21 protein-coding genes and 7 pseudogenes are annotated in these 25537 nt (G+C 44.8%); 14 read left to right on the top strand and 14 right to left on the bottom strand.

Annotation, left to right across the window (positions count from 1 at the left end):
* The first annotated feature begins 113 nt into the window (after positions 1–113).
* The 3 genes from AAHH42_RS08850 to AAHH42_RS08840 all read left to right on the top strand — a co-directional run bounded on the left by AAHH42_RS08850 (position 114) and on the right by AAHH42_RS08840 (position 3020).
* Positions 114–1037 (top strand): tyrosine-type recombinase/integrase, encoded by a 924-nt coding sequence (locus AAHH42_RS08850; RefSeq protein WP_342222046.1) that lies wholly within the window; start codon positions 114–116, stop codon positions 1035–1037.
* 473 nt (positions 1038–1510) lie between these two features.
* Positions 1511–1885: an IS4/Tn5 family transposase DNA-binding protein gene (locus AAHH42_RS08845; protein WP_342220939.1), complete on the top strand. Its 375-nt coding sequence runs from the start codon at positions 1511–1513 to the stop codon at positions 1883–1885.
* Positions 1875–3020 (top strand): IS4 family transposase, encoded by a 1146-nt coding sequence (locus tag AAHH42_RS08840; protein ID WP_342220938.1) that lies wholly within the window; start codon positions 1875–1877, stop codon positions 3018–3020. Before AAHH42_RS08845 ends, AAHH42_RS08840 begins: the two co-directional genes overlap by 11 nt.
* A 65-nt stretch (positions 3021–3085) precedes the next feature.
* Here the strand turns inward: AAHH42_RS08840 and AAHH42_RS14810 are convergent.
* The 3 genes and pseudogenes from AAHH42_RS14810 to AAHH42_RS08830 form a co-directional block, all read right to left on the bottom strand.
* Positions 3086–3370: pseudogene (locus AAHH42_RS14810) on the bottom strand (transposase); the annotation flags it as partial.
* A 25-nt stretch (positions 3371–3395) separates the two neighbouring features.
* Positions 3396–3761: an IS630 transposase-related protein gene (locus AAHH42_RS08835; RefSeq protein ID WP_342220937.1), complete on the bottom strand. Its 366-nt coding sequence runs from the start codon at positions 3759–3761 to the stop codon at positions 3396–3398.
* Positions 3762–3821: 60 nt separating this feature from the next.
* Positions 3822–4154 (bottom strand): annotated as a pseudogene (locus tag AAHH42_RS08830) (DUF4158 domain-containing protein); the annotation flags it as partial.
* 166 nt (positions 4155–4320) lie between these two features.
* On the opposite strand from AAHH42_RS08830, the pseudogene AAHH42_RS08825 reads away from it, so the two are divergent.
* Positions 4321–4796, top strand: a pseudogene (locus AAHH42_RS08825) (recombinase family protein); the annotation flags it as partial.
* Positions 4797–4817: 21 nt separating this feature from the next.
* Here AAHH42_RS08825 and AAHH42_RS08820 read toward each other — a convergent pair.
* Positions 4818–5479 (bottom strand): annotated as a pseudogene (locus tag AAHH42_RS08820) (transposase family protein); the annotation flags it as partial.
* Positions 5480–5499: 20 nt separating this feature from the next.
* A protein-coding gene (locus AAHH42_RS08815) for an IS5 family transposase (protein WP_342220936.1) occupies positions 5500–6323 on the bottom strand; the annotation gives its coding sequence in 2 pieces (ribosomal slippage) (positions 5500–5936 and positions 5936–6323; 825 coding nt in all).
* A 56-nt stretch (positions 6324–6379) separates the two neighbouring features.
* Between AAHH42_RS08815 and AAHH42_RS08810 the strand changes: the two are divergent.
* Positions 6380–7099, top strand: a pseudogene (locus tag AAHH42_RS08810) (IS701 family transposase); the annotation flags it as partial.
* Here AAHH42_RS08810 and AAHH42_RS08805 read toward each other — a convergent pair.
* Complete coding sequence (locus AAHH42_RS08805) at positions 7071–7502, bottom strand: asparaginase domain-containing protein (protein WP_342222045.1); 432 nt, start codon at positions 7500–7502, stop codon at positions 7071–7073. The pseudogene AAHH42_RS08810 and the gene AAHH42_RS08805 sit on opposite strands and share 29 nt — an antisense overlap.
* Entirely contained in the window at positions 7430–7753 is a 324-nt protein-coding gene (locus tag AAHH42_RS08800) for a hypothetical protein (protein WP_342220934.1), read from the bottom strand. Before AAHH42_RS08800 ends, AAHH42_RS08805 begins: the two co-directional genes overlap by 73 nt.
* A 31-nt stretch (positions 7754–7784) precedes the next feature.
* On the opposite strand from AAHH42_RS08800, the gene AAHH42_RS08795 reads away from it, so the two are divergent.
* On the top strand, positions 7785–8645 hold the full coding sequence (locus AAHH42_RS08795; RefSeq protein WP_342220933.1) for an aminoglycoside 6-adenylyltransferase: 861 nt from the start codon (positions 7785–7787) through the stop codon (positions 8643–8645).
* A gap of 169 nt (positions 8646–8814) precedes the next feature.
* Here the strand turns inward: AAHH42_RS08795 and arnF are convergent, their stop codons facing one another.
* Genes arnF through arnB form a run of 7 tightly spaced genes read right to left on the bottom strand, consistent with a single transcriptional unit; the run spans position 8815 to position 16290 of the window.
* Positions 8815–9201: a 4-amino-4-deoxy-L-arabinose-phosphoundecaprenol flippase subunit ArnF gene (arnF, locus tag AAHH42_RS08790; RefSeq protein ID WP_342220932.1), complete on the bottom strand. Its 387-nt coding sequence runs from the start codon at positions 9199–9201 to the stop codon at positions 8815–8817.
* A 44-nt stretch (positions 9202–9245) separates the two neighbouring features.
* Positions 9246–9587: a 4-amino-4-deoxy-L-arabinose-phosphoundecaprenol flippase subunit ArnE gene (arnE, locus tag AAHH42_RS08785; protein ID WP_072549625.1), complete on the bottom strand. Its 342-nt coding sequence runs from the start codon at positions 9585–9587 to the stop codon at positions 9246–9248.
* Entirely contained in the window at positions 9584–11248 is a 1665-nt protein-coding gene (gene arnT / locus AAHH42_RS08780; RefSeq protein ID WP_072549633.1) for a lipid IV(A) 4-amino-4-deoxy-L-arabinosyltransferase, read from the bottom strand. Before arnT ends, arnE begins: the two co-directional genes overlap by 4 nt.
* Entirely contained in the window at positions 11248–12150 is a 903-nt protein-coding gene (gene arnD, locus AAHH42_RS08775; RefSeq protein ID WP_342220931.1) for a 4-deoxy-4-formamido-L-arabinose-phosphoundecaprenol deformylase, read from the bottom strand. Before arnD ends, arnT begins: the two co-directional genes overlap by 1 nt.
* 27 nt (positions 12151–12177) lie before the next feature.
* The gene (arnA, locus tag AAHH42_RS08770) at positions 12178–14160 is read right to left on the bottom strand and encodes a bifunctional UDP-4-amino-4-deoxy-L-arabinose formyltransferase/UDP-glucuronic acid oxidase ArnA (protein ID WP_342220930.1); all 1983 of its coding nucleotides are present in this window, start codon (positions 14158–14160) and stop codon (positions 12178–12180) included.
* The gene (arnC, locus tag AAHH42_RS08765) at positions 14157–15143 is read right to left on the bottom strand and encodes an undecaprenyl-phosphate 4-deoxy-4-formamido-L-arabinose transferase (RefSeq protein WP_342220929.1); all 987 of its coding nucleotides are present in this window, start codon (positions 15141–15143) and stop codon (positions 14157–14159) included. The genes arnA and arnC overlap by 4 nt, the downstream gene beginning before the upstream one ends.
* Positions 15130–16290, bottom strand: a complete 1161-nt coding sequence (arnB, locus tag AAHH42_RS08760) for a UDP-4-amino-4-deoxy-L-arabinose aminotransferase (RefSeq protein WP_072549621.1) — start codon at positions 16288–16290, stop codon at positions 15130–15132. Before arnB ends, arnC begins: the two co-directional genes overlap by 14 nt.
* A gap of 381 nt (positions 16291–16671) precedes the next feature.
* Here arnB and AAHH42_RS08755 point away from each other — a divergent pair, with 381 nt between their 5' ends.
* From AAHH42_RS08755 to nqrE, 8 genes and pseudogenes are all read left to right on the top strand, one after another.
* Positions 16672–17154, top strand: a complete 483-nt coding sequence (locus tag AAHH42_RS08755; protein WP_072549632.1) for a DNA polymerase III subunit chi — start codon at positions 16672–16674, stop codon at positions 17152–17154.
* Between the two features lie 13 nt (positions 17155–17167).
* Complete coding sequence (locus AAHH42_RS08750) at positions 17168–20041, top strand: valine--tRNA ligase (protein ID WP_072549620.1); 2874 nt, start codon at positions 17168–17170, stop codon at positions 20039–20041.
* A 33-nt stretch (positions 20042–20074) separates the two neighbouring features.
* Positions 20075–20698, top strand: a pseudogene (gene lpcA / locus AAHH42_RS08745) (D-sedoheptulose 7-phosphate isomerase); the annotation flags it as partial.
* Positions 20699–20912: 214 nt separating this feature from the next.
* Positions 20913–22255, top strand: a pseudogene (locus AAHH42_RS08740) (Na(+)-translocating NADH-quinone reductase subunit A).
* A gap of 3 nt (positions 22256–22258) precedes the next feature.
* Positions 22259–23500 (top strand): NADH:ubiquinone reductase (Na(+)-transporting) subunit B, encoded by a 1242-nt coding sequence (locus AAHH42_RS08735; protein ID WP_342220928.1) that lies wholly within the window; start codon positions 22259–22261, stop codon positions 23498–23500.
* Positions 23490–24305, top strand: a complete 816-nt coding sequence (locus tag AAHH42_RS08730) for a Na(+)-translocating NADH-quinone reductase subunit C (protein ID WP_072549618.1) — start codon at positions 23490–23492, stop codon at positions 24303–24305. Before AAHH42_RS08735 ends, AAHH42_RS08730 begins: the two co-directional genes overlap by 11 nt.
* Positions 24298–24933 (top strand): NADH:ubiquinone reductase (Na(+)-transporting) subunit D, encoded by a 636-nt coding sequence (locus AAHH42_RS08725; protein WP_072549617.1) that lies wholly within the window; start codon positions 24298–24300, stop codon positions 24931–24933. The genes AAHH42_RS08730 and AAHH42_RS08725 overlap by 8 nt, the downstream gene beginning before the upstream one ends.
* Positions 24933–25529 (top strand): NADH:ubiquinone reductase (Na(+)-transporting) subunit E, encoded by a 597-nt coding sequence (nqrE, locus tag AAHH42_RS08720; protein ID WP_072549616.1) that lies wholly within the window; start codon positions 24933–24935, stop codon positions 25527–25529. The genes AAHH42_RS08725 and nqrE overlap by 1 nt, the downstream gene beginning before the upstream one ends.
* Positions 25530–25537: the final 8 nt, after the last annotated feature.

The following is a 25537-nucleotide window of genomic DNA, read 5'->3' as shown; positions in this document are numbered from 1 at the left end:
TCGCGGATCATAAATCTGAAAATGAGAGAAAATTAACTTTTCATTATTATGAATGACATGTAGAAGAGGTAAATTTGCACTATCAGAACAACGAGCAAAATGATAAAAATGCAATAATTGTTCTAACGGAGCAACAACTGCAGCATATCGAAGAAAATCCAGCCGTAGCCTACCTTATCAGCCTTGGTTCCAAGCGGAGCAGGCAGACAATGAGTTCCTTCCTTAACAAGGTGGCAAAGATGATCGGGTACCAAAGCATGAAAGATTGTGTTTGGCATGTACTGCGTCGTCATCATATTCAGGCTATCTTGGCGATGTTATCTGATTCTGGGAAGGCGCCGACTACCATTAACACCTACTTATCAGCGCTCAAAGGGGTTGCTCTCGAAGCGTGGACAATGAAGCAACTTGATACCGATAGCTATCAACATATCAAACATATAGGCTCGTTCAAAGGAAACCGATTACCAAAGGGAAGAGCACTTGAGGAATCAGAGATCAGGGCATTATTTTTCACATGTGAAAGTGACCTTTCATGTAGAGGGCTTCGTGATGCCGCGATTATTGGTATTCTTCTCGGGTGTGGTCTGCGTCGTTCTGAAATCGTAGCACTTGATTTTGAGCACATTGTCCACAAGGAGCAGGCACTAAAGGTACGTGGTAAAGGTAATAAAGAACGACTTGCATACATGCCGAAAGGGACTTGGCTCAGACTTAATAAATGGGTGGAGGAAGTACGCGGCGAGCACAACGGCTCCCTTTTTCCACGGATCAGACGGCATGACGATGTGACTGACCATAGAATGTCAGACCAAGCTATCTACCACATTTTAGATACCCGACGTATAGAAAGCGGCCTAGAAAAGTTCGCACCCCATGACCTTCGCAGAACTTTTGCTTCTGCCATGCTTGATAATAATGAAGACATAGTAACGGTTAAAGATGCAATGGGTCATTCCAGCATAGCCACAACCCAAAAGTACGACCGCCGTGGCGATGACCGTTTAAAACGAGCAAGTAAACGTCTCAATTTTTAGTCCTTATATCACAGCTTTAAGCCCTTTGCATGAAAGATCACTTTCACATGTGAAAAATAACGCCCTGATCTCTGATTTTTCAAGCGCCTTTTGATATTGAAGGATCTCTATTCGTAATAGACAATCAAAATTTATACAAGCGAGCAGGGTTATCAACAAGGATTTTTTTGTACATTTCCACTGGGGGAGCCCATTTCTGCAATAACCCTAAGATATGCCGATCGGCGACAACTCTGAACAGACTTAGCGACGTTGGTAAGCAGCTGGATGTTCTATCGGTATGCCGCCAATCATTTACCCATAGTTATACGAGCCGTATTCGCCTCAATATAACTGAAAGACATAATAATGATTATGCACTATATTGAGAGAATAAGGCGTCAAGGCTGCAATTTAAGTCCCTTCTTTTGCTTTTGGCTTGTGCCCATTTATGTTCAATGGGATTGAGAGCTCACTTTTACCCACAACGTTGAATGAAAAATGATTCAGGTGAAATTGGATTATTGGTAGAGTCAATAGTTAAATCAGGAAACAGGCACATGAAAACAGTAACGGGTAATGGGAATGAGTGGATCCGGGAAGAATTTCATCAAATTGATTTCGGAGATAAACGCCTTAAAGAGCGTTTTTTTGAAACAGCGGGCTTATTATCATCAAAAGCGTCAGGTTCAATTTACCCAAGCTGTCATGGTTCCTGGTCACAGGCCAAAGGGGCTTATCGATTTTTTAGCAATGAAAGAGTGAGCGAGAGCGCGCTATTCCGTACACATTGTGTACAAACACAAAAACGTCTGGAAGGGCATTCACTGGTTTTTTTCTCTTCAGGACAGATCAGAGTTGGACTTTGACACACATAAAAAGACAGAGGGGTTGGGAAGTATATCTAAAGCCTATCACAAACATAAAATGGGGTTGATGCTTCATGCAATTTTGATGGTAACTCAGGAGGGCTTGCCACTTGGGTTATCCTCGCTTAAGTGTTGGTCACGTGTTTCCCGAGAGGAACCCCCTCAGGAAAAACAGCGGCGGCTTTATCAATCGACAATGAAAGAGAAAGAAAGTATTAAGTGGATAGAGACCCTCTACGAGACAGCGGCGCTGATACCCAAAGATACCTGCTTAATCACGCTGGGAGACAGAGAAGCGGATATTTTCGAACTTTTTCGGGTTGCAAGCTCACTAAAAACATTTTTTATTATCCGCAACCGGAAAGACAGAAAATTTATCGATGAAAAGGGGAAAAAAACAACGGTGCAAACCGCCTTGTCAAAGACGCCGATTTTAAAAACCATAGCACTCACCCTGCCCAAAAATCAGCAAAGGGTAGCAAGAACGGCTTATGTGGATATTCGCTCCATTTCAGGCTGGCTCCCCATTAGAAATAATCTAGTTTATGGGCCTACCAATAAAGACGCTTCACGGCATATCCATGAAAAGGTTCACGTATCTGCCATCAGTGTTAAAGAACAGCCTCCTCCAGAAGGAGTAGCGCCTGTCGAATGGGTATTATTGACCAATTTGACGGCCACTGACGCCTTTGAAGCAGAAGAGAAAGTGAATGGGTATAGACTGAGATGGAAGATAGAAGAGTTCTTCAAAACACTGAAATCAGGATGTTGTGTTGAACAATGTCGTTTAAATACGGCAACCAAACTAACGAAAATGATCACCCTCAAAAGCATTATCGCCTTCAAACTGATGCATATGACCAAAATGGCAGCGTTGTGTCCTGAGGCTACCTGCACCGATGTGTTGTCAAAGATAGAATGGCAAACGCTGTATTGCAGAATACAGACAACAAGCCGCCTTCCCGAGCATCCCCCCACAGTGCTTCAGGCAATAACATGGCTGGGTCAATTGGGAGGATTTCTTAACCGACGTGCCGAGGATTTACCGGGAATCATGTCGCTTTGGCGAGGGTATGAGATCCTGCAAGAAAATGTGAGATTGTTCATTATTCTTAATAACAAAAATTGTGGGTAAAAGTGAGGATTGAGAGCAGGTGAGTAGGGAGTGAGATATTCAATCCAATGCCCGGCTTTACTGATAGCCTGCTGAATGTCGAGACGTTTGTGGAAACTGGCGTTATCCATCACGATGACACAATGAGGAGGAAGAGTAGGCAAAAGGCGCTGGGTAACCCAGGCGTAAAAAACATCACTGTTAATGGAACAAAAAAATAATCCGACCGCCATCAGGACGGTTCCCAGTAACGCGCCAATGACATTTGTTCGGCCCTTAGGCTGCCCATCCTGGGTACCCCAACAGCGTTGACCTCGTGCAGCATAACCGTGGGTTCGTGGCCTATCGTGTGCGAAACCGCTTTCATCCAAATAAACGACCGGTTTTCCCTGCTTTTTATAGCAGGCTATCGTGTCCTGGAAGGCGCGCCGTGTCTCTTCGTCTGCCTTGGGATGACGCAGGGTTTTTTTTATAGGTGACGCCCAGGTTTTTCAGTGCCTGCCAAATGGCTTTCTGGCACACCTGAAAGCGCGCCGCCCGTTCCCGTTGGTAAGCATCGGGATAACGTGCAACATCTTCAGCTAACGCCACTTTATCAAGCTTACGCCGACGGGGGGAAGAAGCTTTAACCTCGATACGACTGAGCCAGCGAGTAACGGAAGCTGAACCAATGTGGAAGCGTTTAGCGGTCTCTCTGATACTCAAGTTTTCTTGCTCTCGAATACCCAGAACTTTACGGCGAAAATCGACAGAGTGGCTCATCGCTAACTCCCTGTTAAATAATTTAGCTATACATTGTAATCAAAATTAATACGTTACGCTATAACGATAAAGTTCACTCAAGTGTTCACGCCGGGTGGTATCGCACCCGGAAATATATTCCTGCCAGAGTTCAGCTGAAAGTTTAAGGCGGGAGCCAATGATTCTGAGCAGCTCTGCGGATGGAGTCGATTTTTTATCCGGAACAAACCCGATATTTTTCAGATAACAGAGAAGAACGGCAAAACCAAAACGGCTGGCTGGTTTACGGTGAGCATTAATAAGAGTCAGATCCTGCTCGCTGAAATAAGCCATGCGGGTCAGCGTTAACTCATCGTTAGGCAACGACAATAATGATTCTCTTTCCGCTTGTGAAAGAATTTGTCTCCTTGGCATAGAGTTTCCTTTGTAAATTATGCTGCCTGGCTATTTTAATTAAAAAGGTTATCGCATAAGGGTATACCCTGACACCATAACCAAAACGTGACGTCACCCACTTAATGAAATAACCTCTATGCGATAGAATAAGTGCAATAACCTAAATGCGATAATGCGGTGAAAAATGTTCATCAGAGCTTATTTGAGAGCATCGGTGGAAGATCAGTATGCCGATCGGGCAAAAGAGATGCTGGAGCAGTTCGTTCAGGCGCGTGGTCATAAAATCGCCAGCTACTATCGGGAGAACGTCAGCGGTACAAAACTTGACAGGCCGGAGCTGGGACGATTACTGATGGACAGTCACCACAATGACATTTTATTGGTCGAGCAGATAGACCGCCTTACCCGACTGAGCAACAGCGACTGGATGACACTGAAAAAACAGATTGAGCAGCACGAGCTGTGGATTGTCAGCCTGGATATTTCCACCTCATGGCAGGGGCTATCAGATAAGGAACCCTCGCAGATAACCCTATCACTCGTGCTGTTATTGCCGCCATCAATAATATGTTGATCGACCTGATGGCTGCGATGTCACACAAATATTGGCTGAGCCGTCGACAGCGTCAGAAGCAAGGAATTGAGCGGGCACATACACTAGACCTCTTCGGAAACTCTCATTTATCTAATTTCCATGTTATAAATTGCTGCAATCAGATTAAATCTTAATCCAAACCGTTTTTGCCTGTTTCGATAACGATCTGATACAATTTTAAATCGTTTAATCATACCAATGACATTTTCGTTTAATACACGCAGGCTTGATAACTTACGATTGTTGCGTTTATCTTCTTGTGTTAAAGGATTTTTCTTTGTCTTTTTCTTAGGCAACGCCGAGTTTGAATGAATCTTGCCAAGCCCTTGGTAACCTGTATCTGTCACTGTTTTGATTTCAGGATGTATTCGCACACCAGACTCCTTGAACAACCTAAAATCATGGCGCCTCCCATTAGTAAAGGTTGTACAGATGACTGCTTTGCTTTTTTTGGACGTTCAATCGGCGTTTTTGTGGCATCAATAAGAACGAACTCATACTCCCTATCACTTTTTAATAAAGCTTTGCGTCCAGGTAGGGCAAAATCAGGATGCTTTATTAGCGTATTCTCTATCCATTTAATCGTTTCATAGCAGGTGCTCTCACTCACCCCATCGCTTTGACTGACAGGAAAATAAGTGCGATATTCTCGTAGATACTCAAGTGCCATTAATAAGCGCTCTTCTAAACACAGCCTGGGTTTGCGACCTCCTTTCCCTTGATGACACTTATCCGCTTTATTCAATAGACCTCTTCGGAAACTCTGATTTATCTAATTTCCATGTTATAAATTGCTGCAATCAGATTAAATCGTAATCCAAAACGTTTTCGCCTGTTTCGATAACGATCTGATACGATTTTAAATCGTTTAATCATACCAATGACATTTTCGTTTAATACACGCTGGCTTGATAACTCACGATTGTTGCGTTTATCTTCTTGTGTTAAAGGATTTTTCTTTGTCTTTTTCTTAGGCAACGCCGAGTTTGAATGGATCTTGCCAAGCCCTTGGTAACCTGTATCTGTCACTGTTTTGATTTCAGGATGTATTCGCACGCCAGACTCTTTGAACAACCTAAAATCATGACGCCTCCCATGAGTAAAGCTTGTACAGATGACTGCTTTGCTTTTTTTATCGACGATCACTTGGGTTTTTAAGGTGGGTCGTTTCTTTTTTCCTGAGTAAAACTGCTTTTGTTTTTTTGGGGACGTTCAATCGGCGTTTCTGTGGCATCAATAAGAACGAGCTCATACTCCCTATCACTTTTTAATAAAGCTTTGCGTCCAGGGAGTGCAAAATCAGGATGCTTTATTAGCGTATTTTCTATCCATTTAATCGTTTCATAGCAGGTGCTCTCACTCACCCCATCGCTTCGGCTAACATGAAAATAAGTGCGATATTCCCGTAGATACTCAAGGGCCATTAATAAGCGATCTTCTAAACCCAGCTTGGGTTTCTGACCTCCTTTCCCTTGCTTACATTTATCTGCTTCATTCAATATCTTTATCATCTTTTCAAATGTACTGCGTTTAACTCCGGTTAAGCGCCGAAATTTTTCCTCTTCCAGTACCTTTATTACTTTATATTTCATGGGGGCTCCTTGTTCAGGAGATTTTTACCAACATTCCTACATGAATGCTAGTTTCCGAAGAGGTCTATTATCAATATTCTGGTAATGAATAGGGTGTTATAGTCGGTATTGGTTTGGTTAATCTGCTGTGGCAGGGTCTTGAAACGGGAGAGTCAGTGCCTATTGACTACCGAATTGACGACAAAGAGACCGCCGGAAAAACAAAAAGCTCGCATTTTTGCGACATGCTCAAACTGGCAAAAGCGAGGGGCATAAGCCCTGAAGCGGTGGTGATGGATGCGTGGCATTCAAGTTTGGATAATCTCAACGCCATTCGTTCTCCTGGCTGGATTGGGGTCACCACGTTGAGAAAGCACCGGATAGTTAATCATAACGTAACATTAGCCTCACTTGATATTCCAGAAGAAGGGCTTTCAGTACACTTGCGGGGCTATGGTTGGGTGACAGTCTCCAAGTTTGTGGCCAAACACGGTTGCATTGATTATGTTGCTACGAACCAAGAGACCCCCACCCGGGGACAAATTAGTGCTGTCACCGAAGCCCGTTGGTCTGTTGAAGTTTATCATCGGGAAATCACACAAACTTGTGGCATAGAACGCTGTCAGGCCCGCACAGGCCGGGCGCAAAGAAATCATATTTTTCTGGCCATGGCTGCCTGGTTTGAACAACATAAACGCCGTCTGTCCGAAAAAATAACTCTTTACCAACAAAATTGGGCTGTCATTAAAAACGCCATTACTGAACACATCAGATCACTCTTGGCTTCCCCAGGTTAGATCCGTGCGTAACTCGTGTGCTAGCCAAACGAACAGCATTGTAAAGGTTAAGTGGGCCATCAGCACTAATGGAGGTATCGGGTCGCATTGCACCAACAAGAATAACGGGCTTTCTGCTTTTTATGACTAAGTTAAGAAAATAAGCAGTTTCCTCCATTGTATCCGTTCCATGAGTGATGACAATACCATCAATTTCTTCCTGCTTCAGCAAGAAATCGACCCGTTTTCCTAGTTTAAGCCAATGGTCGTTGTTCATGTTTTCGCTAGCTATCTGGAATATTTGTTCTCCTTTAACATTTGCTATTTCTTTCAATTCAGGAAGCTTATCAATCAACGCCTCGACTCCAATTGCTGCAGCAGTACAGCCAATTGTGGTAGTACTGGAAGCTCCGCTGTCGGCAATAGTTCCACCAGTGGCCAGAATGATAATGTTGGAAGAAAAAGTAAATCATATCCAAAAATAGAATGATTTTTTAAATCATTTTTTATGTATGCATGGCTAATTTTACTCATCGTGCTAAAAGCAGATGTCTTAAAATAAACGAGAGAAAAATTGTATGGTGAGGCAGCGTGTAACGGACTGGCTATTAGACGAAAAATTAAAGCCAAAAAATGGCGGGTACTGTAGTAAGTTAAGCGCGTACGCGTCTTCATTATTAACCTCAGGCAAAAAGAAGGATATCAGATGAAGTCACACGATGAGAGTCTGGAAGCGATTGTTAAATGGGCGAAGGATGCCGACGGCGTGCAAGCATTAATTCAAATCGGTTCACTGGCAAGGAATGATAATTCTGCAGATGTTTTTTCAGACATTGATATTGAAATCATCACATCCAGCCCTGAAATCCTGATGAACGATGACCAATGGATGAATGAGATTGGCGAGCTGATTACTGTGCTTCGCCTCGATCCTGATATTGATCAGGAATGGGCTACCCGCCTTGCCATCTATAGCGATGGTGTGAAAGTTGATTTTATGCTGGCTGGCACTGAGCGTGTTCGCAATATGGCTGACAAAGGAAGCCTCTGTGAACTTTATGAACGTGGTTATCATATCGTACTCGACAAAACGGCGATAACCGTGGGGTTACCAGCACCATCATATGACTTTCCTGGCGGGACTCTGCCATCACAATATTCATTCAAAGCCTCGGTTGAAGAATTCTGGTTTGAAGCATTTCATCTTCCTAAGTATCTTGCCCGTGGTGAACTTTGGATGGTTAAGCGACGTGATAATACGATGAAAGATCTCTTACTGTGTATGCTGGAATGGCATGCCCTTGCCCTCAGTCATAAACCTGTAGATATCTGGCATAATGGTTTACGTATGTATGAATGGGTTGACCCACAAACGTGGATTGAGCTGCAGGAAACTTTTGGGCAGTTTGACGCGACTGATGCACAACGTGCGTTTGAGGCAACGATACAGCTATATGGGCGTCTTGGTCGGGAAGTTGCGGAATATACAGGCCTTTACTACCCACAGGAATGCGAAAACCATATAAAAACGCTTAACCGGAACCTTTTATCTGTTTTGGTCAAGTAATTTTGGACACAAATTCGGGGGGGTTATGCTGCTTGATATTCTTTCATCAGTAGCGTTTAGTAATCATTAACACTATGTAGCCTGACTTGATTGTAATAATAACCCACGCTTGAAGGCATCGAACCGAGGTGTTGCATAGCGTCTGTGCCACTAAATAAGCACAATGGCGTCAGTCTGGTTTATTTGCTTTGGAGTGAATCAACCAGACACCAAGTAAAATTAAAGCGGCACCCAGTGTTTTAAGTGTGGTTGCCGGTTCATTGAACCACGGCAATGATACCACCGCCACATAGACTAATGCGTAACTGATACCCAGTAATGGATAAGCCTGATTGAGTGGTAAATAGCGCAAGGCGAGAAACCAACATAACATCGATAGGCCATAGCCCAGCAAACCGCAGATAACGGCTGTTACCTGGCTTGAGTGATCGGTTAAGAATCGTAGATTGATATCAGAAAACGATATCAGTGGAGTATACATCATACCCCATTTCAATAGTAACTGTGCCAGTGTGACCAACAACACACTGCCGATACCCCAGAGATAACCTTTCATCAACCCCCCTTGCGAAAGCTAAACAGGGCTGTACAAGAGATCTATTAATGCCAACTCAGCAACAAGATACCTAACATGATGGCTGCAATTCCCAACCAATGGCGTGAAGTCACTTGTTCAGCAAAAAAAAATCGCCCCGCTAGCGTCATCAAAATAAAATTAAAACTTAGTAAAGGGTAGGCCTGGCTCAGCGGCATATGCTGTAATAATTTCAACCATAACAACATCGCCAATCCAAGCAGCATTAAAGCAGTGAGCAACCAACAGCAGCAGAGTTTAATCTGCCCACACTGAGTTTGCTGCCAGTGATTTGCCGCCTGTTTTTGACATAATTGCCCGATGCAAGTTAGCAAGCTGATCACTAATAACAATAGATAGCCAATCATGACGTTTTTGCATACCACAATAAAACCAAACGATTCATCCGTTCGATCCTGCTAGCCACGGGTAAATACGCCGGGATCTCTCCATGACGTGATAAAAGTAATACCAGTGAAACACTTCCTTGCCGTCGTGCCTGTATCAACCACTGCGGAAAATCGGCATTATCGACATAACGATCACTGTTATCCGCATAACGCAAACCATAGTTAAGCTCACCTTTTGTACTAAACATCATCACATCACTGCGTTTCAATTCCCAAGCTAAACCATTTGCAATACCAACTTCATCCGCTAAAACATAACGGCTTTGATTTAATAGACTAATATGATGGTGAATAAAATTTTGTGGTTGTTTTGCATCAATTATTTTCTGTGGAATGATAAAACCTACCAATAAGGCAAACAATAATGGGCATGCTGCCGCCCACTGCCAATGTTGTCCATGGGCTTTCATACTCCACCAACCCATCCCACCCCAAGCAGCAAAGGCAACAATAGCCAGGATTGCTTTATATGTTTCCTGTTTAGTCAGGATCACCCACTGAGGAAACAACCCAATGCTCAAGATCAATATCGCTAATCCACAGATAAGACCCAGTATCAAATTAATTACACCGTTAATTTTCAGCATCTGAGGGCGCATACCCTTAACGCAATCTGTCGCATAAGCTGCCATTAATAAAGAGAGCGGTGCCATACAAGGCAGGATGTAGGTCAGTAATTTACCTTTGGCGACGCTGAAAAAAATCAGCGGCATCAGTACCCAACTCAACAAAAAAAACAATTCTGGACGTGTTATCCGTTCACGCCAGCCTTTGAGAAGAGCACCCGGCAGTAACCCCAGCCAAGGCAACACTCCCAAACATAAAATTGGCAGATAATACCAGAATGGTTCTCTATGTTGAGCGTCGTCTGCAGCAAAGCGCTGAATATGTTCAATCCAGAAGAAATAGTGCCAGAAATCTGGCTCACGTTGAGCAATAATCAACGCCCAAGGGAGGCAAAACAGGATCGCCGTCAGTACTGCTATCCAGCCAAAAAGAAGCAGTTCCTTAACCCGTCTCTGCATCATAACAATGGGTAAGACCGCAATCACCGGCACCACCAAAGCAAGAAATCCTTTGGTCATTACCCCCATCGCACAAGTCATACCCAGCAATGCATAGGCCGCTAATTTTTGCCATGTTTTTTCGGCACGCAAGGTGAAATAAAAACTTACCATAGCTGCGGTTAGCCACAGCGAAATCATGGGATCCAGCACCGCGTAAGAACCAACGCTGAATACCAGTAAAGAAGTGAAGTAAATTAATGTCGCCAGTGTTGCAGTAGCACGGTTACCCCATAGTAGAGTAGCCAGCCAAAAAACCAGCAGAGCACTAAGACCAGTGCTAAACACTGAGCCGAAGCGTACCGCAAAATTATTCTCACCAAACAGCCATTGGCTGATATTATTTATCCAATAACCTGCAACCGGCTTCTCGAAGTAACGAATATCCAACAGGCGTGGAACTATCCAGTCACCACGCTGGAGCATTTCACGGCTTATTTCTGCATAACGGGTTTCATCTGGCTGCCACAGCAGACGACCATTAATAGGGATCAGATACAGTATGACAAAAAAAACGGTCAATAACGCCGCAATATTGCCTTTAAAAAATTTTATCATGGTTCATTCACTACAGATTGACAGCCCAACCAGCCTTCCCGCCCGGGGAAGGGGGAACGCACCACTCTGCCCAAGGGCAAGCTCTGTGTATCCTGTGGTAACAAAGCACTAAGCGGACAAAATTGAATGCTTTGTTTCTTTGCTCGCAGTAGCAGTTGCTCAAACATTAGCAATTGCGACATTCCCTCCACTTCCGCATGAATGGTGTAGACTGGCACCCCGCGATCACACAACATGGTTTGTAAAATGTAATCATTAAAATCCTGCTGGCGCACTTTACTTCCCACCACTTCATCATAGGTCGGTAAGGTCACAGGGATCTGTACCGTACCAATGCTGCCATCCGCCAATTGTGGACGAAAAGGATGCGTGCCACGGCAGTCACTATTATAGTTAAAAGAAAAATGTTGTTTGACCGCCAAAACAGTGTCATCTGCCCGCCATCCCGCGACTGCTGAACAAGTGACCCTTTGCTCGATGCTCTGTTGCAGCGCTTCCACCCCAAGTTTTACCTGTTCGTTCAGTTGTTGCTGGGACCAACGAGCAACATTTGCCTGCCATCCCTGATGATCCCAAGCATGAAGACCCACCTCATGTGCATTCTCTCGTGTTTGTTTCATCAATGCACCAAGATCCCTGGCGATCAGCCTCCCTGGCCAGGCCGTTCCCGCAAGAAGAATATCCCAACCATACAGAGACACGGCATTAGATCGCAACATTTTCCATAAGAAACGCGGACGTAACAGACGCCATAAATGACGCCCCATATTATCGGGGCCGACACTAAAGAAAAAACTGGCCTGAATACGGTGTTTTTCCAATAAAGCAAGTAGTGCCGGTACTCCCTGCTTAGTACCCTGGTAGGTATCGACATCAATTCTCAGGCCAATTTGTCTCATTTGCTACTTCCCATAATCCTGCGTTATCTACTCTTGCAAAGCAGAACGTAGGAAAAAATCTAAGGTTTCGGCTATTGTCTGCTCTATAGAGATCTTTGGCTGCCAATTGAGCAAACGACGCGCATTTTTAATACAGGGCGTCCGGTATGTGACATCTTGATAGCCTTCACCGTAATAGGCTTTGCTTTCGACAGACTTAAGCCCGGCAAAAGGAGGAAAATGCTGACGCAATTCATGCTGATTAAAACTGTTCAGCAACATTTCTGCCAATTCACGAATACTGGCCTCGTTGCCTGGATTACCAATGTTGATGATTTGACCGTTACAACGGCCTCCACGATTTTCAATAATGCGAAATAAAGCTTCAATGCCATCATTAATATCAGTAAAACAACGTTTTTGCGCACCACCATCAAACAGCTGTATCGGTGAACCCTCGACTAAATTGAGGATAAGCTGCGTGATGGCACGTGAACTGCCAATACGGGCAGCATCGAGATTATCCAACCGTGGACCCATCCAGTTAAATGGACGAAACAGGGTGAATTTTAGCCCTTCCTTAGCACCATATGCCCAAATAACACGGTCTAGTAATTGTTTGGAAACTGAATAAATCCAACGTTGTTTGTTAATTGGCCCGACGATCAAACGTGAGTTATCCTCGTCAAACTCTTTATCGTCGCACATACCGTAGACTTCTGAGGTTGAAGGAAAAACAATGCGTTTTTTATATTTAACACAATCGCGTACAATCTTTAAATTTTCTTCAAAGTCTAATTCGAAAACTTGTAATGGATTACGGGTATATTCAATCGGTGTGGCAATCGCCACTAGAGGCAGTATGACGTCACATTTTTTAATGTGATATTCAATCCATTCGGAGTGAATGCTAATATCCCCTTCAACAAAATGAAAACCAGGATGACTGATAAAACGGCTAATGGCATCTGAACCGATATCCAAGCCATAGACTTCATAATCGTCTTTGTTATCATCACGCAATAAACGTTCAGTTAGATGATTACCAATAAAACCATTCACACCCAGGATGAGTACACGAATTGGTCTTTTTTTCCCTATACTGGTTTTTACGCCCAAGCGCACACCCGTAACCATCTTCATTTCCTGTGCCAATCTACAGCCCTGCACGTACAGACCTGATTCACCTTGGGCGGTTATGACTTCCAACCCGCCTTCACCACAGGCAATAGTCAACGGATCCGTCTTCAACACCGTACCTGGTTTTATATTATCTATTCTCTCTATTGGGCGTGATTGCCAAACAATCAGTTTTTGTTGACCAAAGTAACTAAATGCACCGGGATAAGGCTCCGTGACGGCACGGACCAAATTATTAATCGCCGTTGCCGATTGTCGCCAGTCAATTTCACCATCGGCCGCTTTGCGGCGAGAAAAATAACTGGCGTGTGCTTCAGACTGGGCTACCAGAGGTAACGACTTATTTTTTTTGAATTTGGGCAATAGATCGTTTAACAATAGCTGTGCCGCATCACGCATTTTACCGTGGAGTGTTAAGGCGGTGTCTTCGGGATCAATAGGAACCTTTTGTTGACCGGCAATCGCGCCCGCATCCGCTTGAACAACCATCTGATGCAATGTTACACCCGTTTCACTTTCTCCATAAATCAGTGCCCAATTGATCGGTGCACAGCCACGATAACGGGGCAATAAAGAACCATGTAAATTAAAGGCCCCCTGCGGAGCTAATGATAAAATGTCTTGGCTTAATAATTGGCGGTAGTAGAAGGAGAAAATAACATCTGGCTGTAACTCACGGATATGCTCAATCCACAGAGAATGATTAATATCTTCTGGTGCAAACACGGGTAGCTTCAGTTCTGCGGCGACATGCGCCACAGAAGAGAAGAAACGATTCTCGTTGGGGTCATCAACATGGGTATATACTGCTTTAATATCGTAATTAGCGTCATGTAACGCACGCAAACCCACACAGCCAATATCGTGATAGGCAAACACAATTGCTTTCATCGTTGTTCTTTTTCCTGAGTATTTTCGACTTGCTGACCGTTAACCACTTTTTCTACAAAGTAACGAGGACGGGCCCGCACATCATGGTAGATACGCCCGATGTACTCACCCAGTAAACCCATACCGATAAATTGCGCACCAATAAACATAAAGAGTACAGCAAATAACGTGAATACACCGTCTCCTGCCCAAACTGATCCCAAAACCAAACGCAGCATTACCAGTAATAAAGCCAGAGTGAAACCTGAAACCGCCATCACGCTACCAAGCAAACTGAGTAATCGCAGTGGTGTTGTCGTCAGACAGGTCACTAAATCATACATCAGGTTGATCAGCTTCATTAGGCTGTATTTAGAATCACCAAAAGCACGCTCTGCGTGATTAACAGTAATTTCTGTGGTACGCCTAGCAAAAGTATTGGCCAGGATCGGAATAAAGGTGCTGCGTTCGTGACAGCGTAACATTGCGTCGACGATATGCCGCCGGTAAGCTCGTAGCATGCAGCCGTAATCGCCCATCGCTTTTCCCGTCGCTCGCTGGATCATCATATTGACTAAGCGGGACCCGGTTTTACGGAACAGGGAATCTTGCCGATTAGCACGTACCGTACCTACTACGTCGTAGCCTTCTTCCGCCACCTTAACCAAGCGAGGGATTTCTTCTGGCGGATTTTGTAGATCAGCATCCAGAGTAATGACCAAATCACCACTGACCTGATTAAAACCTGCCATAATAGCAGCGTGCTGACCGTAGTTGCGGTTAAGTAATACAGCAATAATTGAGTCGTCTGGTTGTGCTGCCACCCGCATCAAGATAGCTGCCGAGTCATCAGTACTACCATCATCCACCAAAATAATTTCATAGGGTTGCGACAGTGATTTACAGGCTGCAGATGTTCTGGCAATCAATGTAGGCAAGCTTTCCTGCTCGTTATAAACAGGGATAACAATCGAGACTTTTTTTATTGATTCAATTTGTACCATGATGTGAACCTATAATTTTTTTCAATGTATCGACAACCCAATCGACGTCACTGTCTTGCATATCAGGGAAAAAGGGTAATGAACATAATCTGGCTGAATTCCATTCGGTATTGGGTAGTGCCACGTCTGGGTAACGCTCACGATAATATTTTTGCGTGTGTGTTGCACGAAAATGCAGTCCACTACCAATACCCTGTTCTTTTAAGAGATTCATCAGATGATTGCGATCGATGCCACAGCATGCTTTATCCACACGCACAATAAAGAGATGCCAGGCATGTAAATGAGGATAATTAGGTATGCCCAGTGGCTGTAGCGGAACATCAACAAGTCGCTGTTGATAACATTGCGCTAAAGCTTGACGCCGCGCATTAATTTCAGTCAAACGCTCTAGCTGCACAACGGCGATGGCGGCATGAATATCCGATAGATTATATTTGTACCCTGGCTCGACAACTTCGGCTTGTGGGCTGCGTCCTTGTGTTTGACGATCAAACGCATCAACGCCTAATCCATGAAATTTTAAACAGCGTACGCGTGCTGCCAGTTCATCATTATCTGTGGCGATCAGCCCTCCTTCTGCACAAGTGATATTTTTAATTGCATGAAACGAAAAGATAGCTGTACCCTGTGCACCAATCCATTGCTCTTTATAACGTGTGCCGACAGCATGAGCCGCGTCTTCAACCAGTGCCACTCCATGACGCATCGCCACCTCCCTGATAGCCTCCAAATCACAGGGTGCCCCAGCATAATGAACCGGAATAATGGCTTTGGTTTTCGGGGTAATAGCCGCTTCAATATCCTCAGCGCTGACCATTAACGTTTCACGGTCAACATCGATCATTACCGGCTCGGCACCCAATAACAGGATCATATTCAAGGTAGAAACCCAGGTTTGAGAAGGTGTGATGACCTCATCACCCGGACCAATCCCCAACGCCATCAAAGTAATATGCATACCCGCAGTCGCTGAACAAACAGCAATGGCATGCTTACAACCAAAAGCTTGACAAAAATTTGCTTCCAATTGCTTATTTTGTGAACCCGTCGTGATCCAACCCGATTTTAGCACATCAACAACAGCTGTCATTTCCCTCTCACCGATAGCCGGACGAGAAAAAGGCAAAAAGCTACCTCTATGCATAATAGAAGAATTCCAAGCAGATACATGAGCCTCAAAGCTACAACGAATTGCCATGAGTTAATCAAAACTAAACACCCATACAATACCAAACAACATCGAGACAACAAAATAAATTCTATTCAGGTGCCTTGACTTCACATGACGAACGACGGTTTTGCAAGAAGTCTCTACCCAATGAATTTCGAGTTACGGCAAGGCGGCAATCAATCGAATTCCAGGAGTGTACAGGTAGTACATGACTGGGATGAGTGTGAGCAGCCAACGCCGCCGTAACTTGAAAGGCGAAGGGTATATTGACTATTTTTCGCTTGCTCCTTCCTCATAACGGCAGGGAAGGATAAGCTTATATCCACCCTCTACGGATGACCTGGCTACTTAATGATGAAAAATGCAACTTTCTATCTCCTCTCACAAGAAAAACTGCTTTCTCAAAACAAAGATCGTGAACAGGAAAAGCCTTCTGCTGAGTTATGTTCGTATGAAGCTTTAGCCTGTGAGTTGGCGGCCGAACATTGGCGATCGGGTAAGCGAATACTGATTGCCTGTGAAAATCTTGCACAGGCGCAACGGCTAGATGAAGCACTGTGGCAACGGATACCTGAACAATTTGTACCACATAATTTGGCGGGAGAAGGCCCAAAACAGGGTGCTCCGGTTGAGTTGGCTTGGCCGGAACGGCGTGGAAATTCTCCACGTGATCTGTTAATCAATTTGCTGCCACAGCTTGCAGATTTTGCTATCACTTTCCATCAAGTGATAGACTTCGTTCCATACGAAGAAGATTTGAAACAGCTGGCGCGTGAGCGATACAAATCTTATCGCCGCGTCGGTTTCCATTTGATCACAGCAACGCTGCCAACCTAACTGAATAAAAAATATGGAAAAGAGCGATCATTCCCTCAATACAATCTACGATCCGCAAAAAATTGAGCAGCCGCTCTATAAACATTGGGAAAAACAAGGTTATTTTAAGCCAAATGATGATAGCAGCCAGGAAAGTTTTTGCATCATGATCCCACCACCGAATGTTACCGGTAGTCTACATATGGGGCATGCTTTCCAGCAAACCATTATGGATATCCTCATCCGTTACCAACGTATGCAAGGTAAAAATACTTTGTGGCAGGTGGGTACTGACCATGCAGGTATTGCCACGCAAATGGTGGTCGAACGTAAAATCGCTGCTGAAGAAGGTAAAACACGCCATGATTATGGTCGTGAAGCTTTTATCGATAAAATTTGGCAGTGGAAAGAGGAATCTGGCGGCACCATTACCCACCAGATGCGGCGTCTGGGTAACTCTGTTGACTGGCAGCGCGAACGTTTTACGATGGACACAGGTCTATCAAACGCGGTAACCGACGTGTTTGTCCGTCTATATAAAGAGGATCTTATTTACCGTGGCAAGCGTTTGGTGAATTGGGATCCGAAACTCCGTACGGCTATTTCTGATCTGGAAGTTGAAAACCGTGAATGCAATGGCTCCATGTGGCATCTGCGCTATCCGCTGGCGGATGGCGTGAAAACTGTTGAGGGTAAGGATTATGTGGTGGTCGCGACCACCAGGCCGGAAACCATACTGGGTGATACTGCGGTGGCGGTCAATCCGCAAGATCCACGTTACCGGGATCTCATCGGTAAAACTATCATTTTGCCGCTGACGGGGCGTCGTATCCCAATCCTGGGTGATGAACACGCTGATATGGAAAAAGGCAGTGGTTGTGTAAAAATAACACCCGCTCATGATTTTAACGATTATGAAGTGGGTAAACGTCATGCGCTACCCATGATCAATATTTTGACTTTTGACGGCAATATTCGTGATCAGGCAGAAGTTTTTGATACACATGGTGAAATCAGTGAGCAATACAGTCAGGCGATCCCACTGCAATTTCAAGGGTTGGAGCGTTTTAGCGCCCGTAAAGCGGTGGTCGCTGAGTTGCAACAATCGGGTTTGCTGGAACAAATTAACGCCCACGCGTTGACGGTGCCTTATGGCGATCGTGGCGGTGTGGTGATCGAACCGATGCTTACCGATCAATGGTATGTTCGTACTGCGCCTTTGGCAAAAATTGCCATTGAAGCAGTGGAAAAGGGTGATATCCAATTTGTTCCCAAGCAATATGAAAATATGTATTACAGCTGGATGCGTGATATTCAGGACTGGTGTATCTCGCGTCAACTGTGGTGGGGACACCGTATCCCTGCCTGGTATGATCAACAAGGTAACGTTTATGTGGGGCGTGACCAGGCAGAAGTGCGTTTTGAGCACCAACTGGCTGATGATGTGCAATTACGTCAAGATGATGACGTTCTCGATACTTGGTTCTCTTCTGGTTTGTGGACTTTTTCTACCCTTGGCTGGCCAGAACAAACCACGGCGCTGAAAACATTTCATCCCAGTACGGTCATGGTGAGCGGTTTCGATATTATTTTCTTCTGGATCGCTCGCATGATCATGTTGACCCTGCATTTCATCAAGGATGATAGCGGTAAAGCACAGGTGCCGTTTAAAACCGTCTACATGACTGGCCTGATCCGCGATGATGAAGGGCAGAAAATGTCCAAGTCTAAGGGGAATGTGCTGGATCCCTTGGACATGGTGGATGGTATTTCACTGGCAGATCTGCTGGCAAAGCGTACCGGTAATATGATGCAGCCACAATTAGCGGAAAAAATCCGCAAACGTACCGAAAAACAGTTTCCCAACGGTATAGAACCACATGGTACCGATGCGCTACGTTTTACGTTAGCCGCGCTGGCTTCTACTGGACGTGATATTAACTGGGATATGAAACGGTTAGCCGGCTACCGCAATTTCTGTAACAAGCTGTGGAACGCCAGCCGTTTTGTGTTGATCAACGGGAAAGCCTGTACTCAAGATGATAACCAGGAAAACAGGCCTTCACTGGCTGATCGTTGGATCCTCGCCGAATTCAATCAAACCGTGAAAAGCTACCGCGAAGCACTGGATAACTATCGTTTCGATTTAGCCGCTAATATTTTGTATGAATTCACTTGGAACCAATTTTGTGATTGGTATCTCGAACTGACTAAACCGATACTCAATGGCGGTTCAGGGGCTGAGTTGAGCACTACCCGTCATACCCTGATTCAGGTATTGGAAGCACTACTACGTTTGGCACACCCTATTATTCCTTATATCACGGAAACACTTTGGCAGCGGGTAAAAGGCCTACGAGGGATCACGGCTGATAGCATTATGTTGCAACCTTTTCCACAATTTGACATTCATCAGGTCGATCAACAAGCTCTGAGCGATTTGGAATGGATTAAACAAGTGGTTATCGCGGTACGTAACCTGCGTGCTGAAATGAGCATTGCTCCTGCTAAACCTTTGGCGCTACTGCTACGTGGAGCAAGCAACGAAGTTCAACGTCGATTACAGGAAAATCAGCCCGTGATCCTGTCATTAGGCCGTTTGAGTTCGATCAGGTTACTTGCTGATGGCGATCAAGAGCCCCTTTCGGTGATTAAATTGGTGGCAGGTGCCGAAATTTTGATCCCCATGAGCGGATTTCTCGATAAAACTAACGAGCTAGATCGACTAGAGAAGGAAGTGGTAAAAATTGACATTGAGATGACACGTATCACAGAAAAATTGGCTAATCCCGATTTTGTGGCACGTGCCCCGCAGCAGGTAGTCAGTAAAGAACGTGAAAGATTGGCCACCTGTGCACAAGACAAAGAAAAACTGTTGGCACAACAGGCCATTGTTACAGCGTTATAACTGTAAAACATAAAGCAAACGGAAAGGGTTTCTATGTACCATAAATTAACTGCTGCTGAACACCAGCAAACAGCGTATCGTGAAATAATTAAGGCGGAGCTCCAGCAAGCGGCTGATACGTTAGATATTTTCTTAAATAATGATGCCAATATTGATGCCATTCAGCAAGCAGCAGTGTTGTTGGCGGAGACGTTCAAAGCGGGAGGTAAGGTACTTTCCTGTGGCAACGGGGGATCTCATTGTGATGCGATGCATTTTGCTGAAGAACTGACCGGTCGTTATCGCGAAGATCGTCCTGGCTATGCGGCAATTGCCATTTCGGATGTGAGTCATCTTTCCTGTGTGAGTAATGATTTGGGTTATGAGTATGTTTTTTCGCGCTACGTTGAGGCAGTAGGTAAGGCAGGGGATGTATTATTGGCTATTTCTACTTCGGGCAATTCAATCAATATTATAAATGCTATGGAAGCGGCGCAAAAAAAAGAGATGAAAGTCATTACGTTAACCGGCAAAGAGGGGGGTGAAATGGCGAAGAGGGCTCAACCCGCCAATGTTGAAATTCGAGTGCCGCATTTGGGTTATGCCGATCGTATTCAAGAAATTCATATTAAAGTGATACATATCTTGATTCTGTTGATTGAAGAAGAAATGAAGAAGAAATGGGATAAGTTGGCTGAATGGAAGAATGGGGCAACCAGTTCTACAATAAACCTAAGGGAATAGCAGTGATGTCGTCCCCCCTTAAAGCTCAAAAAGCTCTCGTGGTTAAATGAATCCTGTAGAATCTTATCTCTGCGTTGCTGTGTCATTTCAGGACCTAAATAGGTTCTACGTTGTGCAGCATTAATAAAATTATCATTGTGCAAACCTTATGATCAAAATAAAAAAAGGATTGGATTTGCCTATCGCTGGAAAACCGGCTCAGGTCATACAAGATGGATCGGCTATTCATCATGTGGCGCTGCTTGCCGAAGATTATATTGGTATGCGTCCTTCAATGTTGGTGCAGCCAGGCGATTGGGTTAAAAAAGGTCAAGCGCTGTTTGAAGACAAAAAAATCCGGGAGTGTTATTTACCGCTCCAGCCAGTGGTCAAATCAGCGCTATTCATCGTGGTGAACGTCGGGTATTACAATCTGTGGTGATCAGAGTAGAAGGTGAGGAGCAAATTTCCTTCGATCGTTACGAAATTAACGATTTGCCTCAGCTGACTTATCAGCAGGTGCAAGCTAACCTGGTCGCATCTGGATTATGGACGGCGTTGCGTACTCGGCCTTTTAGTCGAACACCTCGACTTGACAGTCGTCCACGGGCTATTTTTGTCACCGCCATTGATACTCAGCCATTGGCAGCAGACCCTCAGGTTATTATTGCGCTGCATGCTAACGCTTTTAATCATGGTTTGCAGGTGCTGACACGTCTGACTGAAGGGAAGGTTCATGTTTGTCATGCCGTGGAGCAAAGCTTCAATGGACATAGCGGAACACAGATCACTTACAACACCTTTTCTGGGGTTCATCCTGCTGGCCTGGTGGGGACACATATTCATTTTCTTGAACCTGTCAGCGCAAACAAATGGGTGTGGCATATCGGTTATCAGGATGTCATTGCCATCGGTAAACTCTTTACTCAGGGTGAACTGTATACGGATAGGGTCATTGCACTTGGTGGGCCACAGGTTAACCAGCCGACCTTGTTAAGCACTCGCTTGGGCGCGAATTTATGCGAATTGACCGCAGGCAAGTTAAAAGCTGGCGAAAACCGGTTAATCTCCGGTTCGGTGTTGAGTGGTAGCCAAGCCTCTTCCCCTTGTGATTATCTTGGGCGTTTCCATCAGCAAGTATCAGTATTACTCGAAGGGCGTGAGAAAGAACTCTTTGGCTGGTTGATGCCTGGTGTTGATAAATATTCGATTACGCGTACCACCTTGGGGCATTTCTTGAAAAATAAATTATTCGCTTTCTCAACCAATATGAATGGGGGTGAACGCGCTATGGTGCCGATTGGCAACTATGAACGGGTGATGCCATTGGATATTTTGGCGACCCATTTACTGAGGGATTTACTCGCTGGTGACAGTGACAGCGCTCAGGCTCTGGGGTGTCTGGAACTGGATGAAGAAGATTTGGCGTTATGTACCTTTGTTTGCCCGGGAAAATATGAGTACGGTTCATTGCTGCGTGGCATATTGAACAAAATTGAGCAGGAAGGATAACTGATGGGGCTAAAAAACTTTCTTGAAAAAATAGAACCTCACTTTGAAGCGGGTGGCAAATTAGAAAAATATTATCCACTGTATGAAGCGGCGGCGACCATTTTTTATACACAAGGTAAAGTAACGTCGGGCGCATCTCATGTGCGCGATGCTATCGATTTAAAACGGATGATGATTCTGGTCTGGCTAGCGGTTTTCCCTGCGATGTTTTGGGGGATGTATAATATTGGTCAGCAGGCGATACCTGCCTTACATCATCTTTACGGTGATAGCCAATTACAACAGGTGATTGCGGGAGACTGGCATTATCGTTTGGCGCAAGGGTTAGGGGCATCGCTGGTGGAGGATGCGGGCTGGATTAGTAAGATGCTGTTAGGGGCGGTTTATTTTCTTCCGATTTATGCCGTGGTGTTTGTGGTCGGTGGATGCTGGGAAGTGCTGTTCTCCATTGTCCGTAAACACGAAATTAACGAAGGTTTCTTTGTTACGTCGATTCTATTTTCTTTGATCCTGCCGCCGAACTTACCATTATGGCAAGCGGCTCTGGGCATTTCCTTTGGTGTCGTGATCGGCAAAGAGATTTTTGGTGGTACAGGCCGTAATTTTATCAATCCGGCACTGGCTGGACGGGCTTTTTTATTTTTTGCTTATCCGGCACAGATCTCCGGCGATTTGGTATGGAATGCCGCTGACGGTTTCTCTGGTGCGACACCCCTCTCTCAATGGAGCGTTAATGGAGGTCAAAGTCTGCTCAATACGGTGAATGGACAACCTATTAGCTGGATGGATGCTTTTATAGGAAACATTCCTGGTTCTACGGGTGAGGTTTCAACTCTGCTGATTTTGATGGGGGGGGCCATCATCATTTTTGCTCGTGTGGCTTCCTGGTGGATTGTCGCTGGGGTAATGCTGGGTATGATGGCGACGGCCTATCTGTTTAATGCCATTGGTTCGGATACCAATCCGCTGTTTGCTATGCCGTGGTACTGGCATTTGGTACTCGGTGGTTTTGCCTTTGGCATGATTTTCATGGCGACCGATCCGGTATCTGCTTCCTTTACTAACAAAGGAAAATGGTGGTATGGCGCGTTGATTGGTGTGCTCTGCGTGCTAATTAGGGTAGTTAACCCTGCTTATCCAGAGGGAATGATGTTGGCAATCCTGTTTTCTAATCTGTTTGCGCCGTTATTTGACTATATGGTTGTGCAGGCCAATATTAAGCGGAGGAAAGCCCGTGGCGAATGATAAAGTAAAAAATAACGACAGCATTGGCAAAACCTTAATGGTGGTGATCCTGCTGTGCCTAGTGTGTTCTGTTGTTGTGGCGGGAGCAGCCGTTGGTTTGAAAGCAACGCAGCAGGCACAACGTTTACTGGATAAACAACGCAACATTCTGGATGTGGTAGGTTTGTTACAACCCAAAATGAGCAAGGAGGCAGTAAACAATCTGTTTAAGACGCGCATTGTGCCACGCCTATTGGATTTAGCCAGTGGTGATTTCGTTAACGACGATCCAGCAAAATTTGATCGGGTACAGGCGTTGCGCGATGATCAAAAAAGTATCGCACTAACGGCGCAACAAGATATCGCGGGTATCAAACGTCGTGCTAATAGGGTGGAAATTTATTTGGTACGCAATCAACAAGGCCAAACAGGCAAAATTATCTTACCGGTGTATGGCTCTGGTCTATGGTCAATGATGTACGCTTTTGTTGCTCTAGAGCCAGATGGCCAAACGGTTAGCGGTATTACTTATTATGATCAAGGGGAAACGCCAGGGCTGGGAGGGGAAGTTGAGAATCCGGCTTGGCGTCGTTTGTGGGTCGGTAAAAAGTTGTTTGATACGCAAGAACAACCGGCGATTCGGATTGTCAAGGGTAGCGCTCGTGCTGACGATCCTTCCACTATTGATGGTTTATCCGGTGCGACCATTACTTCAAAGGGAGTGCAAAATACCTTCGTTTTCTGGCTGGGTGAAAATGGTTTTGGGCCGTTTCTAAAAAAAGTACATCAAGGGGTTTTGAGAAAAGGAGTATTAAAAAATGGCTGATAACCAAGAAATTAAGCGGGTACTCCTTGGCCCGTTATTTGATAATAACCCCATTGCTTTGCAGATCCTTGGTGTTTGCTCGGCGTTAGCAGTTACCACTAAGCTAGAAACCGCAGTGGTTATGACGTTGGCAGTGACGTTAGTGACGGCATTCTCTAGTTTTTTTATTTCGTTAATTCGTCATCACATTCCCAATAGTGTACGAATTATTGTACAGATGGTGATTATTGCCTCGCTGGTGATTGTTGTCGATCAAATCCTGCGTGCTTATGCTTATGAAATTTCTAAACAATTATCGGTTTTTGTTGGCTTGATTATCACCAATTGTATTGTTATGGGGCGTGCAGAAGCCTATGCGATGAAATCACCCCCGATTGAAAGCTTCATGGATGGTATCGGTAATGGCCTGGGTTACGGTGTGGTGTTGATTGCTGTCGGTTTTGTGCGAGAACTGATAGGTTCCGGCAAACTCTTTGGCATGACACTACTCGATACTGTACAGAATGGCGGTTGGTATCAGCCAAATGGATTATTCCTGTTGGCACCTAGCGCCTTCTTTATTATTGGGTTATTGATTTGGGCTTTACGCACGTTCAAACCGGCGCAGATTGAAAAGGGAAATGGATGATGGAACATTACATCAGTCTTTTTGTCCGCGCGGTATTTGTGGAAAATATGGCATTGGCTTTTTTCCTCGGCATGTGTACTTTTTTGGCGGTGTCAAAAAAAGTTTCAACCGCTTTCGGTCTTGGGATAGCTGTCACTGTGGTGTTGGGTATTTCTGTACCTGCCAATAACCTGGTTTATAACCTGGTGCTGCGTGATGGGGTGCTGGTGGCAGGGGTTGATCTCAGTTTTCTCAACTTTATTACTTTTATTGGTGTGATTGCGGCTTTAGTACAGATCCTTGAGATGATACTGGATCGCTATTTTCCCTCGTTGTATAACGCCTTAGGTATTTTTCTGCCCTTGATCACCGTGAATTGCGCTATTTTTGGTGGTGTTTCCTTTATGGCACAACGTGATTATAACTTTCCTGAGTCGGTGGTGTATGGTTTTGGTTCGGGGATAGGCTGGATGTTGGCGATTGTTGCACTGGCAGGGATCCGTGAAAAAATGAAATATGCTAATGTGCCGGCGGGTTTACAGGGTCTAGGTATCACCTTTATCACCACGGGATTGATGGCGTTGGGTTTTATGTCTTTTTCTGGTGTGAATTTATAAAGGAAGCT

Source organism: Candidatus Fukatsuia endosymbiont of Tuberolachnus salignus (assembly GCF_964030845.1).
GTDB classification, from domain to species: Bacteria; Pseudomonadota; Gammaproteobacteria; order Enterobacterales; family Enterobacteriaceae; genus Fukatsuia; species Fukatsuia symbiotica.
Note: the sequence above shows the minus strand (reverse complement) of the source record. Positions and strands in the feature narration are given on the sequence as shown.

What these genes read in the sequence shown, in the direction of transcription:
- AAHH42_RS08845 (WP_342220939.1), top strand. Translation starts at nt 1,511, where the DNA reads ATGAAAAATGATTCAGGTGAAATTGGATTATTGGTAGAGTCAATAGTT.
- AAHH42_RS08835 (WP_342220937.1), bottom strand. Translation starts at nt 3,761, where the DNA reads ATGAGCCACTCTGTCGATTTTCGCCGTAAAGTTCTGGGTATTCGAGAG.
- AAHH42_RS08800 (WP_342220934.1), bottom strand. Translation starts at nt 7,753, where the DNA reads ATGAAGACGCGTACGCGCTTAACTTACTACAGTACCCGCCATTTTTTG.
- AAHH42_RS08795 (WP_342220933.1), top strand. Translation starts at nt 7,785, where the DNA reads ATGAAGTCACACGATGAGAGTCTGGAAGCGATTGTTAAATGGGCGAAG.
- arnF (WP_342220932.1), bottom strand. Translation starts at nt 9,201, where the DNA reads ATGAAAGGTTATCTCTGGGGTATCGGCAGTGTGTTGTTGGTCACACTG.
- arnE (WP_072549625.1), bottom strand. Translation starts at nt 9,587, where the DNA reads ATGATTGGCTATCTATTGTTATTAGTGATCAGCTTGCTAACTTGCATC.
- arnD (WP_342220931.1), bottom strand. Translation starts at nt 12,150, where the DNA reads ATGAGACAAATTGGCCTGAGAATTGATGTCGATACCTACCAGGGTACT.
- arnA (WP_342220930.1), bottom strand. Translation starts at nt 14,160, where the DNA reads ATGAAAGCAATTGTGTTTGCCTATCACGATATTGGCTGTGTGGGTTTG.
- arnC (WP_342220929.1), bottom strand. Translation starts at nt 15,143, where the DNA reads ATGGTACAAATTGAATCAATAAAAAAAGTCTCGATTGTTATCCCTGTT.
- arnB (WP_072549621.1), bottom strand. Translation starts at nt 16,290, where the DNA reads ATGCATAGAGGTAGCTTTTTGCCTTTTTCTCGTCCGGCTATCGGTGAG.
- AAHH42_RS08755 (WP_072549632.1), top strand. Translation starts at nt 16,672, where the DNA reads ATGAAAAATGCAACTTTCTATCTCCTCTCACAAGAAAAACTGCTTTCT.
- AAHH42_RS08750 (WP_072549620.1), top strand. Translation starts at nt 17,168, where the DNA reads ATGGAAAAGAGCGATCATTCCCTCAATACAATCTACGATCCGCAAAAA.
- AAHH42_RS08735 (WP_342220928.1), top strand. Translation starts at nt 22,259, where the DNA reads ATGGGGCTAAAAAACTTTCTTGAAAAAATAGAACCTCACTTTGAAGCG.
- AAHH42_RS08725 (WP_072549617.1), top strand. Translation starts at nt 24,298, where the DNA reads ATGGCTGATAACCAAGAAATTAAGCGGGTACTCCTTGGCCCGTTATTT.
- nqrE (WP_072549616.1), top strand. Translation starts at nt 24,933, where the DNA reads ATGGAACATTACATCAGTCTTTTTGTCCGCGCGGTATTTGTGGAAAAT.